Genomic DNA, 17,295 nt, shown 5'->3' on the forward strand with positions numbered 1-17,295 from the left:
GATGGCCTCGCCCTGGCGGGTTGTTCCCACGGGGATCGAGGTCCGGGTGCGGGCCACCCCGCGGGGCGGGCGCGACGCCCTCGACGGCGTCGAGACCCGGGACGACGGCGTGGCCGTGCTGAAGGTGCGGGTGCGGGCGGCACCGGAGGACGGCGCCGCCAATGCGGCGATCCGGGACGTGCTGCGGCGCGCCCTCGGCCTCCCGGCTGCCTCGGTGACGCTCGCCACCGGGGCCACCGCGCGGATCAAGCTGTTTCGCATCGCCGGCGACGGGCCAGCCCTCGCCGAGCGCCTGCAGAGCCTCACCGGCGAGCCGCCCATCGTCGGGGCTTGACCGTTGGGCGGGGCTGCGCCTCAAATCGCCGGGAGCGGCCTGCTCCCGCCGGCCCAGAACCATTCAGAGCCTGCCCGGCCTCGCGAGTGCCCGGCAGGCTCTCGCACGAGAGGCGCAGGCTCTCGCACGAGGCGCGACGATGAAGACCAATCCGGGCCGTTTCTTCGAGGATTTCCGCCTCGGGGAGACCATCCGCCACGCCACCCCGCGCACGGTCACCACCGGCGACGTGGCGCTCTACACCGCGCTCTACGGCCCGCGCTTCGCGGTGCAATCCTCCGACGCCTTCGCGGCGGCCTTCGGCTACGCTCGAGCGCCCCTCGACGACCTGCTGGTCTTCCACGTCGTGTTCGGCAAGACGGTGCCGGACATCTCGCTCAATGCGGTGGCCAATCTCGGCTACGCGGAAGGCCGCTTCCTGCGCCCGGTCTATCCGGGCGAGACCCTGAACGCGGTCTCGGAGGTGATCGGCCTCAAGGAGAGTTCGAACCGCCAGACCGGCGTCGTCTACGTCCGCTCCACCGGCTACGATGCTGAAGGAGCGGCAGTGCTGAGCTATTGCCGCTGGGTGCTGGTGCGCAAGCGCGACCCCGAAGCGACGATCGAGGCGGAGGCGGTGCCGAGCCTCGCCAAGGCGGTCGCTCCGGAGGAACTGGCGGCGGCCATGCCGCCTCTCAACCCGCAGGGCTACGATCTCGGCCTCGCCGGCAGCCCGCACCGCTTCGGCGACTACGCCGTGGGCGAGCGCATCGACCATGTCGATGGCATGACCGTCGAGGAGGCCGAGCACCAGATCGCCACCCGGCTGTTCCAGAACACCGCCAAGGTCCATTTCGACGGCTACGCCGCGAAGGATACCCGCTTCGGCAAGCGCCTGATCTATGGCGGCCACGTCATCTCGCTCGCCCGGGCCCTGAGCTTCAACGGCCTCGGCAACGCCTTCTCGATCGCGGGCATCAATGCCGGGCGCCACGTCGCGCCGCTCTTTGCCGGCGACACGGTCTATGCCTGGAGCGAGGTGGTGGCGACTGCCGACCTGCCGGGCCGGAGCGACGTCGGAGCCCTGCGCCTGCGCACGATCGCCACCAAGAACCAGCCCTGCACCGCTCATCCGGACAAGACGGCCGAGGGCGCCCACCCGGCGGTGATCCTCGACCTCGACTACTGGGCGCTGATGCCGCGCTGAGGAAGCCATGCCGATGTCGGGTTGGGGCGCACCGACATCGGTACCGAATCGGCCCGGGCAGGAAATCTTTCTCTTAACGTAACGCCCCCTTCATAGTTGTTCGTACATGAGGATCGAACGACGAGCCGGGCCGACGACCAGATGCTGAAGCGCTTCTCCCGCAAGAACGAATTTCTCGAACTGCTCGCGACGCGCGCCGGCGTCGGCCTGTGGGAGGTGGTCCCGTACCAGGGCGACCTCACGCATCCGAAGACCCGCGTGACCTGGACGCCGGAATTCCGCCGCGTCGTCGGCTATTCGACGATCGAGGACTATCCGGACAAGCTGGATTCCTGGTCGCGCCGGATCTATCCCGAGGACGTGGATCGCATCATGACCGCCTTCGCGGCGGCGATCAAAGACGTCAAGAACCAGGGCGCCTACGACGTCAAGTACCGGATCGTGATGCCGGACGGGAAGCCGCGCTGGTTCCGCGCCACCGGCGGCGCCTCCTACGACGCGAACGGCGTGCCGGTGCGGATCTGCGGCTCGCTGGTCGACATCCAGGCCGAGATGGACATCAAGACCAACGACGAGGCGCGGGCCAAGCGGATCGACGAGATGGTCGCCGGCTTCGCGCAGGACTCCCACGCCCTGTTCGCCAGCCTGTCGAAGGCCGCCGCGGAGATGCAGGCAGCCGCCGCCTCGATGGCCGGCACTGCCGACCAGACCAGCGCCCGTTCGAGCGCGGTGGCGGGCTCCGCCACGCAGACCTCGACCAATATCGGCACGGTCGCGGCGGCCTCGGAGGAGCTGGGCAGCTCCGTCACCGAGATCGGCCGCCAGGTCCAGGGCTCGGCGGCCCTCGCCGAGGCGGCGGTGGTCGAGGCGGATGGAACCGCGCGCCTGGTGCAGGAGCTGAGCGGCGCGGTGAGCAAGATCGGCGACGTGGTGAGCCTGATCTCCTCGATCGCCGGGCAGACGAACCTCCTGGCGCTCAACGCCACGATCGAGGCGGCGCGTGCCGGCGAGGCGGGACGGGGCTTCGCGGTGGTCGCCGCCGAGGTCAAGGAACTCGCCAACCAGACCGCCAAGGCCACCGACGAGATCTCCTCGCAGATCGCCCGGATCCAGGATTCGACCGCGCAGGCCGTATCGGCGATCGGCGGCTTCGGCGCCCGCATCCGCGAGATCAGCAGCGTGACGACGGCGATCGCCGCCGCGGTGGAGGAGCAGAACGCCGCGACCCAGGAGATCGTCCGCAACGTCTCCCAGGCCGCCGCCGGCGCGGGGGACGTGATGAGCGGCACCGCCAGCGTGTCGGCCTCCGCCGAGGAGACCGGCCGGACCGCCGCACGGGTGACCACCGCCTCGTCCGAGGTGTCGGATCGCACCCGCGAGCTGAGCGCGCAGACCGAGGCCTTCCTCCGGAATGTCCGGGCGGCCTGACCGCCCGTCGGCCGCCGCTCAGGCCACGGTCCGGGCGGCGGTGAAGCGGCGGAACGCCTCCAGGGTCTCGCCGCTGACATGGTGCTCGATGCCCTCTGCGTCGCAGCGTGCCACGTCCGGGCTGACGCCGAGGGCGAGCAGGAACGATTCGACGATGCGGTGGCGCTCCCGCGCCTCCGCGGCCAGCGCACGGCCGGCCTCGGTGAGGAACACGCCCCGGTAGGGCCGCTGCTGCACCAGCCCATCCTCGGCCAGGCGCTTGAGCATCTTGGCCACGGTCGGTTGCGCTACGCCGAGGCGGGCGGCGATGTCGACCTGGCGTGCCTCGCCGCCGTCGCCAATCAGGTCGGCGATCAGCTCGACGTAATCCTCGACCAGCTCGAGCCGGCGCGCCTCGCGCACCTGCCGGAAGCCGGCGGAATGCGCCTCGGCATCGACCAGGGCGGCAGGCTCGCGCGGGTGATCGGGGTCCTGCATGGAATTCGCTTCTACCGCCTCTGCTGCGTGATCCGCCCTCGGGTCCGTGGTCTTCTTAGCCGAGGACGGGCCGGGTGTGCAGAGGGCGGCACCCGCGCGGCCCGGTGTCCCACGGGAATGTCGAGAATTTCGTCCCCTGCCCGCCCGCAAGGAGAGGCGAGGGCCGACGCTCCCGGGGCAAGTCGAGGCCGGGACGCCGCGTGATCGATCCACAATCGCGCGGACCGCGGAGCGCTTGATGTTTGTCTCGACTCCCGCGATCGATTTCACGTCGACTTCATCGACCCAATCTCCACTATGGGCTCGCGAGGCGCCGTCCTGTCGTGGCCTGGTCGCGGCTGCTCCGTCCTGCGATCAGGGTCTGCCCGGAACGCGGGCCCTGCTCGGGAGACAGGGAGAGTCCCGCATGATCCGGTTCGCCCCCGCGCCGCGTCTCACGCCGCCGGCGCTCGCAGATGGGCGATGAAGTCCTGGGCGAAGGGGGGCAGGGCGGCGAGGTCGCGCAGGCAGATCGTGAGGTCGCGCACCGCCCACGGGTCCTCCAGGGCCACGATGGCGATCCCCATGGTGCGGGCGGCCCGGCGCGCAGTCGTCTCCGGCACGATGCCGAGGCCGACCCGGCACTCGACCAGGCGGCAGACCGCGTCGAAGCCGCGCAGCTGGACCCGCAGGCGCAGGGGCTGGCCGCTGCGCCCGGCCTTGGCCGCGAGGAAGCGGGTGAGCGCGCTCGCCCGGTCGAGCCCGACGAGGTCGTGGCCCAGCACCTCCGCGAAGGTTACCGAGGTCCGTGTCGCCAGCGGATGGCCTTCGGCCACCACCAGCACGAACCGGTCGCGGCGGAACGGGTAGGTCGCGAGGCTGCCGGTCTCAACCGTGCCGGCGACAAGGCCGAGATCCGCCGCGCCCTCGGCGACGAGCCCGACGATCTCGTCCGACAGGCGCTCCTCGATGTCGACGCTCACCCCCGGATGCTGCGTGAGGTAGGCCGAGAGCACCTCGGGCAGGAACTCGGTGAGCGCGTTGGTGTTGGACAGGACCCGGATCTGCCCCGCTGCCCCGCCCGCGAAGGCGGCGAGGTCCCCCTGCAGCCGCTCGACATTGCCGAGGATCTGGCGGGCATGGGCGAGCAGCGTGCGCCCGGCCGGGGTCGGGGTGACGCCAAGCCGCGCCCGGGTGAGGAGGGCGGCGCCGAGCGACGCCTCCATGCTGCGGATGCGGTGGCTCGCCGCGGCGAGTGCCAGGTTCGCGCGGTTCGCCCCGTGGGTGATCGAGCCCGCCTCGACCACGTGGCGGAACAGGCTGAGGTCGACGAGATCAAAATGCATGGCGGCGCCTCCCTCAGGCATCGATGGCCCGTGTCCGGTCGTTCGTTTCGCCGGCCACGAAGGTAGAGCGCGCCGGCCCACGATGACCAGAGGGGCCCCGAGCCTTCGCGGATGACGAAGCCTGGGTCAACGAGAACCGCATTGCGAATTGGACGCGTTCCAGAGAGACAGGCGGATGCATCTGTCGCCGGCGCGGGTCGACGGCCGCGTTGCGCTCGCGCGGCGGAGCCGGTAGGTGACCCAGTTTAGAGCCGGTACAGACCAGGACTTTCGAGGATCACGATGGCGGACACCGCAAGGCCCACGAACCCCGCCGGCAGACCGGTCGTGCGACCGCTCTCGCCCCACCTCCAGATCTATCGCTGGACCTGGACCATGGCGATGTCGGTGGCGCACCGCATCACCGGCGTCGCGCTCTACGGCGGCACGGCTCTGCTCGCCCTGTGGCTCGTGGCGCTCGCCGCCGGCCCCGGCGCCTACGGCCCGGTGGCGTGGTTCTTCGGCTCGATCCTCGGGCGGCTGATCCTGTTCGTCTACACCTGGATCCTGCTGCACCACATGCTCGGCGGCATCCGCCACCTGGTCTGGGATTTCGGCCACGGCATGGAGCCCGGCACCCGCATCGCGATGGCCCGCTTCACCCTGATCGGGTCGGTCGCCCTGACCGTTCTGGTCTGGATCGTCGCCCTGGTGGCCCGCTGAAGGACGACTGACAGATGGTCGACAACCGCCCCGACATCCGCCCCTCGATCCGCACCCCGCGCGCCCGCGTCAGCGGCCTCGGGCCCGCGCATCACGGCACCCGCGAGTGGTGGATGCACCGCGTCACCGCGGTCTCCAACGTGCCCCTCGTCCTCGCCTTCGTGGTGATCGTCGCCCTGATGGCCGGCCGGCCCTATCCGGAGGCGGTCGCCCTGGTGTCGCACCCGCTGGTCGCGATCCTGCTGATCCTTGGCGTCCTCTCGGTCACCAACCACATGCGGATGGGCCTGCAGATCGTCATCGAGGACTACGTCCACGACAAGGGCCTGCGCATCGCCGCGGTCATCGCCAACAACTTCTACTGCGTCGTCGTCGCGGTCGCCTGCCTCTACGCGATCGTGCGCGTGAGCCTGCGGGCCTTCGCGTAACGCCAGCCGTCAGGAACCTCCCCATGGCCTCCTCCGCTTCCGCCGCGCCGGCCCAGAACGGCAAGGCGTACACCATCATCGACCACACCTTCGACGTGGTGATCGTCGGCGCCGGCGGCGCGGGCCTTCGCGCCACCGTCGGCTGCTCGCAGGCGGGCCTGCGCACCGCCTGCATCACCAAGGTGTTCCCGACCCGCTCGCACACCGTGGCGGCGCAGGGCGGCATCTCGGCCTCGCTCGGCAACATGGGCCCGGACGACTGGCGCTGGCACATGTACGACACCGTGAAGGGGTCGGACTGGCTCGGCGACCAGGACGCGATCGAGTACCTGGTGCGCAACGCCCCGGCCGCGGTCTACGAACTCGAGCATTGGGGCGTGCCGTTCTCGCGCACCGCCGAGGGCAAGATCTACCAGCGTCCGTTCGGCGGCATGACCACCGATTACGGCAAGGGCACCGCCCAGCGCACCTGCGCGGCGGCCGACCGCACCGGCCACGCCATGCTGCACACCCTCTACGGCCAGGCCGTGAAGGCGCAGACGAACTTCTTCATCGAGTACTTCGCCCTCGACCTGATCATGGACGAGGAGGGGCGCTGCCGTGGCGTGATTGCCATCGACCAGGCGACCGGCGAGATCCACCGCTTCCGCGCCGCCATGACGGTGCTCGCCACCGGCGGCTACGGCCGCGCCTATTTCTCGGCGACCTCGGCCCATACCTGCACCGGCGACGGCAACGCCATGGTGCTGCGGGCGGGCCTCGCTCTCGAGGACATGGAGTTCGTCCAGTTCCATCCGACCGGCATCTACGGCGCCGGCTGCCTCATCACGGAAGGCTCGCGCGGCGAGGGCGGTTACCTGACCAATTCCGAGGGTGAGCGCTTCATGGAGCGCTACGCTCCGTCCGCCAAGGACCTCGCCTCGCGCGACGTGGTCTCCCGCTCGATGACCATGGAGATCCGCGCCGGCCGCGGCGTGGGCAAGAACAAGGACCACATCTTCCTCCACCTCGACCACCTCGACCCGAAGATCCTGCACGAGCGCCTGCCCGGCATCTCCGAGAGCGCCAAGATCTTCGCCGGCGTCGACGTGACCAAGGAGCCGATCCCGGTCATCCCAACCGTGCACTACAACATGGGCGGCATCCCGACGAACTATCACGGCGAGGTGCTGACCCTGAAGGACGGCAACCCCGATCACGTGGTGCCGGGCCTGATGGCGATCGGCGAGGCGGCCTGCGTCTCGGTCCACGGCGCCAACCGCCTGGGCTCGAACTCGCTCATCGATCTTGTGGTGTTCGGCCGCGCCGCCGGCCTGCGCTGCGCCGAGACGGTGGAGAAGGGCGGCCGCCTGCCGGAGCTGCCGAAGGACTCCGCCGACAAGGCGCTCGGCCGCCTCGACCGCTTCCGCTACGCCAATGGCGGCACGCCGACGGCGGAGCTGCGCCTCGAGATGCAGAAGACGATGCAGAACAACTGCGCCGTGTTCCGCACCGGCGAGGTGCTGGAGGAGGGCAAGGGCCTGATCCACAAGGTCTGGGCCGGCGCCGAGGACGTGAAGGTCACCGACCGCTCGCTGGTCTGGAACACCGATCTCCTGGAGACCCTGGAGTTCGACAACCTGATCGGCCAGGCCGTCGTCACCATGGAATCGGCGGCCAACCGCACCGAGTCCCGCGGCGCTCACGCCCGCGAGGACTTCCCGGACCGCGACGACAAGCAGTGGATGAAGCACACCCTGGCCTGGCTCGACCCCGACGCTCGCAAGGTCGCGATCGATTACCGGCCGGTCCACACCTACACGATGTCGAACGACATCGCGTATATCGAGCCGAAGGCGCGCGTGTACTGAGGCCGAACTGGAGGGATCGATGACCGAGTTCCCCCGTATCACCCGCGACCCGGCCGTCATGGCCGGGAAGGCCTGCATCCGCGGCAAGCGGGTGACGGTGGCGATGATCCTGGGGAATCTCGGCGAGGGCGTCGGCATCGACGAGCTGCTGGCGTCCTACCCCTACCTCGAGCGCGAGGACGTGCTTGAAGCCCTCCGCTACGCGGCCTGGATGGCGCAGGAGCGCGAAATCGCTCTCGAGCCGGCGGCGTGAGGATCGTGGTCGACATGAACCTCGCACCCTCCTGGGTCCCGTACCTTGAGAGCCTGGGACACGACGCCGTCCATTGGTCTGCGGTCGGGGCCGAGGACGCCCCCGACACCGACATCATCGATTGGGCTCGAGCGTCCGGTCGCACCGTCATGACGGCCGATCTTGATTTCGGAATCGCCCTGGCGCGGTCGGATGCGACCGCGCCGAGCATCATCCAGCTCCGCACGGGAGCCACGCTGCCCGGACGGGTCGGCCCGCTCGTCGCGCGCGCGATCGACGGGGCGCAGGCGGACCTGCTCTCCGGAGCCCTCCTCACCATCGAGACCGGACGGGTGCGGCTGCGTCCCCTCGGGCTCGACCGCACCGATCAGGCATAGACAGATGGCCCAGTTCAATCTCCCCAAAGGCTCCCAGTACACCGAGGGCAAAACCTGGCCGAAGCCGGCCGGCGCCAAGACCATCCAGGAGTTCCGCATCTACCGCTGGAACCAGGACGACGGTGCCAATCCGCGGATCGACACCTACTACGTCGATCGCGACGATTGCGGCCCGATGGTCCTCGACGCCCTGCTGTGGATCAAGAACAAGGTCGACCCGACCCTGACCTTCCGGCGCTCGTGCCGCGAGGGCATCTGCGGCTCCTGCGCCATGAACATCATGGGGCAGAACACGCTCGCCTGCACCCTCGGCATCGACGACTGCAAGTCCGGGCAGATCAAGATCTATCCGCTGCCGCACATGCCGGTGCTGAAGGATCTGGTGCCGGACCTGACCGCGTTCTTCGCCCAGCACGCGGCGATCGAGCCCTGGCTGCAGACCGAGACGCCCTCGCCCGAGAAGGAGTGGCGCCAGACCCCCGAGGACCGCGCGCGGCTCGACGGGCTCTACGAGTGCATCCTGTGCGCCTGCTGCACCACCTCGTGCCCGAGCTACTGGTGGAACGGCGACCGCTTCCTCGGCCCGGCAGCCCTGCTCCAGGCCTATCGCTGGCTGATCGACAGCCGCGACGAGAATACCGGCGAGCGCCTCGACGGGCTGCACGACCCGTTCCGGCTCTATCGCTGCCACACCATCATGAACTGCGCCAACACCTGCCCGAAGGGCCTGAACCCGGCCAAGGCCATCGCCGAGATCAAGAAGATGATGGTGGCCCGCGAGGTCTGATCCTCGCCGAGGATCCCCCTGTGCGGCCGACTGGGTCCTGTCGGCCACACCCTCTCGAAAAGGCGCCTCCGGGCGCCTTTGTCGTTGGGGAAAGCCCTGCACGCGCCTTCGCGGGATCGTATTTCCCGGGGACCAACGATCCCCGACAGTCGCCGCCCGCCCAAAGGCCCTCGCAGGACCCCTCGATGCCGCGTCAGATCCTCTGCACCGTCGCCGCCCTGGCCCTCGCCGCGAGCGCCGGCGCCTGCTCCTCGTCGCGCTTCGACACCGGGCTCAACGCCTCGGCGCGGCCCGCCGCGCGCCCGGCCCGGCCGCTGCCGCCCGAGGAGCCGGATCTTGGCCCCGGCCTGTCCTCCGGCCCGGTCACCTCCGCGCCGCTGGCGCCGCCGCCGGGCGCCGCCGCCGCCCCCGGACCGGTCGTCGCCAATCCCTCCGGCCCGATCATGGCCGAGCCGGGCCCGCCGCCGGTGCAGCAGCAGGCCGCCATCGCGCCCCCGCCGGCGCCCCCGGTCGTGGCGGGCGGCGGGCGCTCGGCCGTGGTCGGCGGCTGGACCGCCAAGGACGCCACCGGCGCGAGCTGCCGGGTCAACCTGGCGAGCACCCCGGCCCTCGACCTCTACAAGGCCTCGTCCACCGGCTGCACCAACAAGGACCTCGCCAAGGTCACGGCCTGGGATTTTCGCGATGGCGAGGTCTACCTCTACCAGCCGGGCGGCACCGTCGCGGCGCGGCTGCGCCCGGCGGGTGGCGCCATGGACGGCGCCCTGTCGAAGTCCGGCGCGCCGCTCGCGATGGTGCGGTAGGGGTCATTCCGCCGCGCTGAGGCGGAAGGCCGGCCGCGGCGGCACCGCCTCGCCGGCCATCCGGCGGCAATCCGCGATGGTGGAGCGGGCGGTCTCGATCGCGATCATCACCGCCGCCATGGTGCGGGTGTCGGTCTCGCGCTCGCGGGTGTAGCGCACCACGTCCGCCGCCAGGGTATCGACCTCCCCGGTCAGGGCGTCGAGGCCGGCGGCATCCGCCCGGCGAGCCTCGGCCAGGATCTCGAGCAGGCGGTCCATCACCACGTCGATGCGCTCGCGCCGCAGCCGCCGCAGGCGCTGGCGCAGCCAGGCGAGCGCCGAGCCGAAGCCGCCGCCGAGCACCGCCACGAGGTAGATCCAGTCGCCGTAGCGTTCGATGAAGCCCTGCTGCTCGCGCTCGTAGTAGTCGATGGCGCCGGGATGGATCGGCAGCCGCGCGCTGGTCGCCTCGGCGGTGGTCTCGTAGGCGGGCGCCGCGACGTAATCCGCCGCCGGCGTCGCGTCGGAGAGGCGCGAGCGCAACTCGAACAGGTGCTGGGTGACGTCCGCCGCCACGGTGCGGCTCATCGAGGCCTTGGCCATCAGCCGATAGGAGGCGCCCACCGTCTTCACCTCGTCCTCAGGCACCTTCGGGCTGCCGCCGAACAGGCCGGCCGGCACCGTCACCGCCTGGAGCCGCGGCAGGCGCTCGATGATCGCCGGCCCGTCCTCGACGCCGACGAAATCGACCTTGCGGGTCCGGCTCGCCGCCTGGACCGTACCGACGAGACGGAGCGCCATCGGGGCGGCGGGCGCGATCACCGCCACCACGGCGTCGATGCGTTTCTGCGCCAAGGCGGCGGCGAGGTCCTCCTCCGCCAGCGGCACCAGCCGCACCTGGCCGGCGGGAATCGGACCCGTGCCGCCCTCCTGCAGGGTGAGGCCGTAATAGCCCATCAGGCTCTTGAGCAGCCACAGGTCGGCGTCGCGATGGGCCACGATGCCGAGGCGCTTGCGGGCGAGGCCCGGAAATGTCGTGATGCCGGACGGCGCCGGCGAGGCGATCAGCATCGCCTGGTCGCGCAGGATCGCGAGCGTCAGGCCGTTCGCCGGCAGGTCGACGTCCGGCCGCACCACCGCGAGGTCGGCCTTCCCCTGCTCCAGGGCCTTGGCGCTCTCGCGCACGTCATCGAAGGGCAGGATCTTGAGGCGTACCCCCTTGTGGGTGCTCTTCAGGGCGTCCGCATAGGCGCGGATCAGCGCCGGCTCGGTCCCGTCCCGCGGCGCCACCGCGATGGTGAGCGTGGTCGCCTGCAACACGTACAGGGCCACCGCCGCCGCGATGGTGAGCACCAGGCTGGTGACCAGGAAGATGCGCTCGGGCCGGAACGCTCTCATCATCGCGCGGACACGCCCTCCCATCGGGCCGGGGCCTCACGGCCTCGATCGGAAGCAAACGGGGGGAGGGCGGTCCGGGTTGCGCTGCGCGCGTGTCGCAGGGTGAACTGCGCCTACGGGTTGACCCGCACCCCCACCAGATACGTGTCCGAATGGTAGCTCGACCCGACCGCGGTGCTGCGCAGCAACTCGCGGGCGTAGCTCGCGCGGACGCCGAGCCAGCGGTTGAGGCGGTAGTCGAGCCTGACGCCGGCGCTGTAGCCCTGCTCGCGGATGCTGGTGCCCTGGTAGTCGTTGCTGATCAGGGTGCCTGTGAGGGTCAGGCGCAGGTTTCGGCGCAGGTCGTGGGTGAGTTCGGCGACGGCGGTGCGGGTGAGGATGCCGCTCGCTCCCGGCACGATCGTCTCGAGCACGCCGGTCGAGGCGCCGACCCGAAGCGAGGTGAGGGCGGTCGCCGCCCAGGTGACCGACCCGTCGATCACCGGGCCGGTGACGTCGCGCAGCCGGCTGTCGACGAAGCGGCGCGTCAGGTAGCCGCCGGAGACCTCGCCGAGGAGGAGCCGGCTGACCTCGAAGCTCGAGCCGGCGCGGACCGTGATGCCGTCGGAATCGCGGCGCAGCCCGGACTGGTCGACCGCGAAATCGTGCACCCTCGTGTCGACCAGGGTGTCGACGAAGGGGGTGAAGCCGGGGCGGATCTCGTAGCCGGTGCGCAGGCGCAGGCCGTACTGGTTGGCGTTGCGGTCGTCCTGGCGCAGGAGCGTGCCGTCAGCGAGCTGGGCGTTCTCGAAGGTCTGGCGGTCGATCAGGCCCGCCACCGTGACCTGCAGCCGGTTGAAGCTCTGCGTCAGCCCGACCGTTCCGCCATAGGCGGCGACGAGCGGCCGGTCCCGGACCTGGGCGCTCAGGTCCGGGCTGCCGGCGCGCTGGGTCGTGAGGGCGTAGCGGCCCTCGACATCGACCCGGGTGTCGCGGGCGACGTCGAGGCGCAGGCGCATCGCGCCGTCGCCGTCCGGCCGGTTGGCGTTGCGGTTGTCCGGGTAGTTGAAGTAGCCGAAGCGCGCCTCGCCGGTGAGCGCGTGGGACGACCAGTCGCTCTCGACGCGCAGCTCGCCCTGGCTGCGCAGGGCCATCGAGCCGCGGCGGTAGATCGAGCGGTCGGGGTTGGAATCGTAGCCGACGCTCTGCTGCAGGGCCGGGAACAGGGTGAGGCCGCCGACCCGGATGCCGAGCGGCCCGTAGGGATCGAGGGGGTCGATCGTGCGCCGGCGCAGCAGCGGCACCGCTCCGGCGATGTCGGGCAGGCCCGAGACCGGGATCTGCACGGTCGGACGCAGGCGCGCGTCCTCGGCGATGCCCTGCTGGGTCGCCTGGCGGGTGATGGCGGTGGTGGGCGGGCGCGTGCGGCGCTGCGCTGGCGTGCGCGGCCGGGTGCCGAAGCGGGACGACGCGCCCGGACGGGCGACGCCGCGGGCCAGGCTGCCCTGGAGCGCCGGATTGGCGGCGCGCAGGGCGAAGGTGCCGGGATCCCGGCCGCCCGGAAGCGGGCCGGCCAGGCTCGGATCGGTCGCCTGGCCCAGCCCCTGGCCCAGCCCCTGGCCAAATCCCTGACCCGGATCCGAGGCCGCGACCTGGGCCTCGACCGGACCCGCGGCGAGGAGGCAGGCCGCCAGAACCAGGGCCGGGATGCCGGGGCCGGCCTGTCCGGGTGTTCGCCGCTCATCCGCCACGGGCCTGCCGCTCCGCTCCGCCGGGCCCGTCACGTCCGGCGGGCCATCATGGTTAAGAGCGTTACAACCGACAGGGTTAAGTCCCCGTAACTGACGCGAGGACAGAGTTTTCCCTCATCGATCCGGCGGGGTCCCGTCACCTGGGCCGAGCGGGCGCTGCATCAGCACGGTGTCGAGCCAGGTGCCGTGCTTCCAGCCGACGGAGGTCAGCACCCCGACATGCCGGAAGCCGAGGGCGGCGTGCAGGGCGATCGAGGCGACGTTGTGCGAATCCCCGATCACCGCCACCATCTGGCGAAACCCCGCCGCCGTCGCCTCGGCGATCAGCCGTTCCAGCAGGCGCCGGCCGAGGCCGCGCCCGGCCTGGTCCGGCCGCAGATAGACGGAGGTCTCCACGGTGCCGCGATAGGCCGGTCGGGTGCGGTAGGGGCCCGCATAGGCGTAGCCCACCACCGCGCCCGCCCGCTCTGCGACGAGATAGGGGTAGCCGCCGGCAACCAGCGCCGCCCGGCGCCGGCCCATCTCGGCCTCGTCCGGCGGCTCGAGCTCGAACGAGGCCCGGCCGGTGGCGACCGCGTGGAAGTAGATCGCCGTCACCGCGGGAATGTCGTCCTCCCGGCAGAGGCGAAGCATCACGTCGTCGGACGTCCCATCATCCCGGGTCCGATCATCCTGCGCCATCGCCTTGATCCATCCAGTGGAAACGCGGGGTCCCGCACCTTCTGGCGGGCGTTGCAAAACCTTATATTCCGGCCATGGCTCCTTCATCCCCCGGACGGCCGCAGGTCCGCCGCCTCGACCCGGTGCTCGTCGACCGCATCGCCGCCGGCGAGGTGGTCGAGCGGCCGGCCTCGGCCGTCAAGGAACTGGTCGAGAACGCGGTCGATGCAGGGGCCTCCAGCATCGCGGTGACGATCGCGGCCGGTGGGCGCAAGCTGATCCGGGTCGTCGACGACGGCGGCGGCATGGGGCCTGAGGATCTCGCCCTCGCGGTCGAGCGCCACGCCACCTCGAAGCTGCCGGACGGCGACCTCGAGCGCATCGACACCCTGGGCTTCCGCGGCGAGGCCCTGCCGTCGATCGGCGCCGTGGCCCGCCTCGCCATCACCTCGCGGGTTCCCGGCGCCGAGAGCGGCCACGTGATCGTGGTCGATGCCGGCCACAAGGGCCCGGTGCGGCCGGCGGCCGCCCAGCCCGGCACCCGGATCGAGGTGACGGACCTGTTCGCCGCCACCCCGGCGCGGCTGAAATTCCTCAAGTCCGACCGGGCGGAAGCGACCGCGGTGGGGGAGATCCTGCGCCGCCTTGCGGTCGCTCATCCGCAGATCCGCTTCACCCTCACGGGGGAGAACTCATCCTCTGCCGGCCTCGTCTTCCCGGCCGAGACCGGACCGGGCTCGTGGCTGCGCCGTCTCGTCGCGGTGCTGGGGCCGGAATTCGGCGAGAACTCGGCGCCCCTGAGTCTCGAGAGGGAGGCCTTCGCCCTCGACGGCCATGTCGGCCTGCCGACCTTCCACCGGGCGGCGGCCACCCACGTCCATTTCGTCGTCAACGGCCGCCCGGTGCGCGACCGGCTGCTGCTCTCGGCGGTGCGTGGCGCTTACGCCGACGTGATGGCCTCCGACCGCCACCCGGTGCTGGCGCTGGCGCTCACCTGCGACCCGGCCCTGGTCGACGTCAACGTCCATCCGGCCAAGACCGAGGTGCGCTTCCGCGATCCCGGCCTGGTGCGCGGACTCATCGTCAGCGCCATCCACGAGGCCCTGCGCCGGGAGGGCGGGCGCAGTTCCGGCACGGTGGCGGCCCGCACCCTGGAGAGCCTGCGGCCGGCGGTGGCGCCGGTGCCGGTCTCGTTGCCGTCGGCCGCGGCACGCCCGCCCGCGAGCCTGTTCGCGCGCCGCGACGAGACGGCGCCGTTTAGGCCGGCCGACCCGGGCTTGCCGGAGGAGGTCGCGCGCGACTTCCAGTCCGTGCCTCGGGAGGCTGTGCCCTGGGAGGCCCGGGAGCCGGACCAGGCCGCCTACGAGGCGCCGACGAGCGGCTTCGGCGAGGCGGCGCAGGCATATTTCGCCGGCGACCTCGCCCTGCCGAGCGCCGACCAGCGTGCGCCCGCGTCCGAGGCGACCGCCCATCCGGCGGAGCAGCACCCCTTGGGCGCGGCGCGGGCGCAGCTGCACGAGACCTACATCATCGCCCAGACCCGGGACGGGATCGTCATCGTCGATCAGCACGCCGCCCACGAGCGGCTGGTCTACGAGCGGCTGAAGCGCGAGCGAGCCAGGGGCGGCATCGCCCGCCAGATCCTGCTGATCCCCGAGGTGGTCGAGCTCGATCCCGTCGAGGCCGACCGGCTCGCCGATGCGGCCGAGTCTCTGCAGGATCTCGGCCTCGTGCTCGAGGCCTTCGGCCACGGCGCGGTGCTGGTGCGGGAGGTGCCCGCGGCGCTGGCCGGCGGGTCCTTGCGGGCGCTCCTCACCGACGTGGTCGACGCGCTCACCGAGGGCGGGGCCGACCCGCTCGCCCGCCGCCTCGACGCCGTCCTGTCGCGGATGAGCTGCCACGGCTCGATCCGGGCCGGCCGCCGCCTGCGGCCGGAGGAGATGAACGCCCTCCTGCGCGAGATGGAGGCGACGCCGTTCTCCGGCCAGTGCAATCACGGCCGCCCGACCTATGTCGAGCTGAAGCTGTCGGACGTGGAGCGGTTGTTCGGCCGGCGTTGAGCCCTGTCCTTGCCAGGGAGTCCGGGGGAGGGCGTCCCGGACCGCGTGCTGCCCACCTAAGATCGCATGATACGATTTCGGATTGATTGCTTCGCAATGGGGAAATCGGCTTCGCTCAGGCGCCGCGCGGGCTGCTGATACCGCCGCGCCTTCGAACGGACTGGTTCGGAGGCGCAAGGCAAGCCCGAACGGGCGCCGGCGCTGATGCGCTGGACGCCCTGCCATCGACGCGTCGATGGCAGGGCGCGAGGGTATGAGACGAGTTCGGAAGGGATCTTCCGGAACTCGTTTCAATCATGCCGGAGAGGCTGCACGACAGGTTGGAGGCGGCCCTGCGCAAGATGCCATGATGCCGTTCCGGTCCGCGCCAGTTGGTATGCTGGGATGCGCGCCCCGATCTTCTTCGCATCGAAGCTCTCGAGCGTCGAACAGCTGCTCTGCCAGCGCCAGTATCGGCCCGAGTACAGCCCCGACCAATCGGTCGCATCACCGTTCAGTACAGCGGCGGCGGTTCGTGATTCCGTTGCAGTGAGATGTCCGTTATAGGGACATCGAGCGAGCATAAAAGCTCACGATCATACTTGGGTTAGCCTCTCCTCCGAGGGATCCGGGCGGCGCACGGCGCCGAATCCGGGCCGGATGCCCGCGGCCGACGTCCCCGCACCCCCTGGTCCGGCAGAAGCCCGGCACGGGAGGGAATCCGACACGAGGAGACGCCCATGGACATCCGCAAATGCACCGCCGAGGCGATCGGCACCTTCTGGCTCACCTTCGCCGGCTGCGGCAGCGCCGTCGTCGCGGCGGCCTTCCCGGAGGTCGGGATCGGCCTGCTCGGGGTGTCGGCCGCCTTCGGCCTCACCGTGGTCACCATGGCCTACGCCATCGGCCACGTCTCCGGCTGCCACCTCAACCCGGCTGTGACGATCGGGCTCGCCGCGGGGCGGCGCTTCCCGGCCCGGGACATCGTGCCCTACATCGCCGCGCAGCTCGTCGGCGGCGTCGCGGCAGCGGGCCTGCTCTACGTGATCGCCTCCGGCGCGCCGGGCTTCGACCTCGCCAAGGGCTTCGCCGCCAACGGCTACGGCGAGCACTCGCCCGGGCAGTACTCCCTCGTCGCGTGCTTCCTCGCCGAGGTGGTGCTGACCCTGATGTTCCTGTTCGTGATCATGGGGGCCACCCACGGCAAGGCGCCGGTGGGCTTCGCGCCGCTGGCGATCGGGCTCTGCCTCACCCTCGTGCACCTCGTCGGCATCCCGATCACCAACCTCTCGGTCAACCCGGCCCGCAGCACCGGCCCGGCCCTCGTCGCCGGCGGCTGGGCGATGGCGCAGCTCTGGCTGTTCTGGGTCGCGCCGATCATCGGCGGGGCGCTCGGCGGCATCCTGTACCGGTGGCTGAGCGAGGAGCCCTCGGCGCAGGTCACCGGCGTGCCGACGGCCGCCGCGACGCACTGATACCGGCGCGCTCTGCCGTCGACACGTCGGTGGCAGAGTCTTCGGTGGCAGAGCCTTCGGCGCG

Annotated in this window: 16 protein-coding genes and 2 pseudogenes; 13 read left to right on the forward strand and 5 right to left on the reverse strand. The window is 71.2% G+C overall.

The genetic code is table 11. The features are described 5' to 3' along the window. Position 1 precedes the first annotated feature (1 nt). From MFF64_RS28245 to MFF64_RS38060, 4 genes and pseudogenes are all read left to right on the forward strand, one after another. Positions 2 to 334 (forward strand): DUF167 family protein, encoded by a 333-nt coding sequence (locus MFF64_RS28245; protein WP_238192924.1) that lies wholly within the window; start codon positions 2 to 4, stop codon positions 332 to 334. 70 nt (positions 335 to 404) lie between these two features. Next, the gene (locus MFF64_RS28250) at positions 405 to 1,520 is read left to right on the forward strand and encodes a MaoC family dehydratase (protein WP_342352951.1); all 1,116 of its coding nucleotides are present in this window, start codon (positions 405 to 407) and stop codon (positions 1,518 to 1,520) included. Between the two features lie 141 nt (positions 1,521 to 1,661). After that, positions 1,662 to 2,036: pseudogene (locus MFF64_RS38055) on the forward strand (PAS domain-containing protein); the annotation flags it as partial. 63 nt (positions 2,037 to 2,099) lie between these two features. Beyond that, positions 2,100 to 2,948, forward strand: a pseudogene (locus tag MFF64_RS38060) (methyl-accepting chemotaxis protein); the annotation flags it as partial. An 18-nt stretch (positions 2,949 to 2,966) separates the two neighbouring features. On the opposite strand, the gene mntR reads toward MFF64_RS38060, so the two are convergent. Continuing rightward, entirely contained in the window at positions 2,967 to 3,425 is a 459-nt protein-coding gene (gene mntR, locus MFF64_RS28260; protein ID WP_099901484.1) for a manganese-binding transcriptional regulator MntR, read from the reverse strand. A 434-nt stretch (positions 3,426 to 3,859) separates the two neighbouring features. Next, a complete protein-coding gene (locus MFF64_RS28265) occupies positions 3,860 to 4,750 on the reverse strand; it encodes a LysR family transcriptional regulator (protein ID WP_238192926.1) in 891 nt (296 codons plus the stop codon). A gap of 282 nt (positions 4,751 to 5,032) precedes the next feature. On the opposite strand from MFF64_RS28265, the gene sdhC reads away from it, so the two are divergent. From sdhC to MFF64_RS28300, 7 genes are all read left to right on the forward strand, one after another. Then, positions 5,033 to 5,452: a succinate dehydrogenase, cytochrome b556 subunit gene (gene sdhC, locus MFF64_RS28270; RefSeq protein WP_099901046.1), complete on the forward strand. Its 420-nt coding sequence runs from the start codon at positions 5,033 to 5,035 to the stop codon at positions 5,450 to 5,452. Between the two features lie 14 nt (positions 5,453 to 5,466). Then, positions 5,467 to 5,880, forward strand: coding sequence for a succinate dehydrogenase, hydrophobic membrane anchor protein (gene sdhD / locus MFF64_RS28275; RefSeq protein ID WP_099901048.1), 414 nt, complete (start codon positions 5,467 to 5,469; stop codon positions 5,878 to 5,880). Positions 5,881 to 5,903: 23 nt separating this feature from the next. Continuing rightward, positions 5,904 to 7,730, forward strand: a complete 1,827-nt coding sequence (gene sdhA, locus MFF64_RS28280; RefSeq protein ID WP_238192927.1) for a succinate dehydrogenase flavoprotein subunit — start codon at positions 5,904 to 5,906, stop codon at positions 7,728 to 7,730. 19 nt (positions 7,731 to 7,749) lie between these two features. Further along, the gene (locus MFF64_RS28285; protein WP_099903685.1) at positions 7,750 to 7,983 is read left to right on the forward strand and encodes a DUF433 domain-containing protein; all 234 of its coding nucleotides are present in this window, start codon (positions 7,750 to 7,752) and stop codon (positions 7,981 to 7,983) included. Between the two features lie 5 nt (positions 7,984 to 7,988). Continuing rightward, positions 7,989 to 8,360 (forward strand): DUF5615 family PIN-like protein, encoded by a 372-nt coding sequence (locus tag MFF64_RS28290; RefSeq protein WP_273557178.1) that lies wholly within the window; start codon positions 7,989 to 7,991, stop codon positions 8,358 to 8,360. A 4-nt stretch (positions 8,361 to 8,364) separates the two neighbouring features. Continuing rightward, complete coding sequence (locus MFF64_RS28295) at positions 8,365 to 9,147, forward strand: succinate dehydrogenase iron-sulfur subunit (RefSeq protein ID WP_099903689.1); 783 nt, start codon at positions 8,365 to 8,367, stop codon at positions 9,145 to 9,147. A 185-nt stretch (positions 9,148 to 9,332) separates the two neighbouring features. Further along, complete coding sequence (locus tag MFF64_RS28300; RefSeq protein WP_238192928.1) at positions 9,333 to 9,950, forward strand: AprI/Inh family metalloprotease inhibitor; 618 nt, start codon at positions 9,333 to 9,335, stop codon at positions 9,948 to 9,950. A 3-nt stretch (positions 9,951 to 9,953) separates the two neighbouring features. Here the strand turns inward: MFF64_RS28300 and MFF64_RS28305 are convergent, their stop codons facing one another. The 3 genes from MFF64_RS28305 to MFF64_RS28315 form a co-directional block, all read right to left on the reverse strand. Continuing rightward, a complete protein-coding gene (locus MFF64_RS28305; RefSeq protein ID WP_425324352.1) occupies positions 9,954 to 11,330 on the reverse strand; it encodes a TAXI family TRAP transporter solute-binding subunit in 1,377 nt (458 codons plus the stop codon). Between the two features lie 110 nt (positions 11,331 to 11,440). After that, positions 11,441 to 13,057 (reverse strand): outer membrane beta-barrel protein, encoded by a 1,617-nt coding sequence (locus MFF64_RS28310; RefSeq protein ID WP_238192929.1) that lies wholly within the window; start codon positions 13,055 to 13,057, stop codon positions 11,441 to 11,443. Positions 13,058 to 13,171: 114 nt separating this feature from the next. After that, positions 13,172 to 13,738, reverse strand: a complete 567-nt coding sequence (locus MFF64_RS28315) for a GNAT family N-acetyltransferase (protein WP_099903294.1) — start codon at positions 13,736 to 13,738, stop codon at positions 13,172 to 13,174. 74 nt (positions 13,739 to 13,812) lie between these two features. On the opposite strand from MFF64_RS28315, the gene mutL reads away from it, so the two are divergent. Together mutL and aqpZ are read left to right on the forward strand one after the other, a co-directional pair. Further along, entirely contained in the window at positions 13,813 to 15,777 is a 1,965-nt protein-coding gene (mutL, locus tag MFF64_RS28320) for a DNA mismatch repair endonuclease MutL (protein ID WP_238192930.1), read from the forward strand. A gap of 719 nt (positions 15,778 to 16,496) precedes the next feature. Then, entirely contained in the window at positions 16,497 to 17,231 is a 735-nt protein-coding gene (gene aqpZ, locus MFF64_RS28325; RefSeq protein ID WP_099904070.1) for an aquaporin Z, read from the forward strand. Positions 17,232 to 17,295 lie beyond the last annotated feature (64 nt).

Source organism: Methylobacterium frigidaeris (assembly GCF_022179185.1).
GTDB lineage: Bacteria > Pseudomonadota > Alphaproteobacteria > Rhizobiales > Beijerinckiaceae > Methylobacterium > Methylobacterium frigidaeris.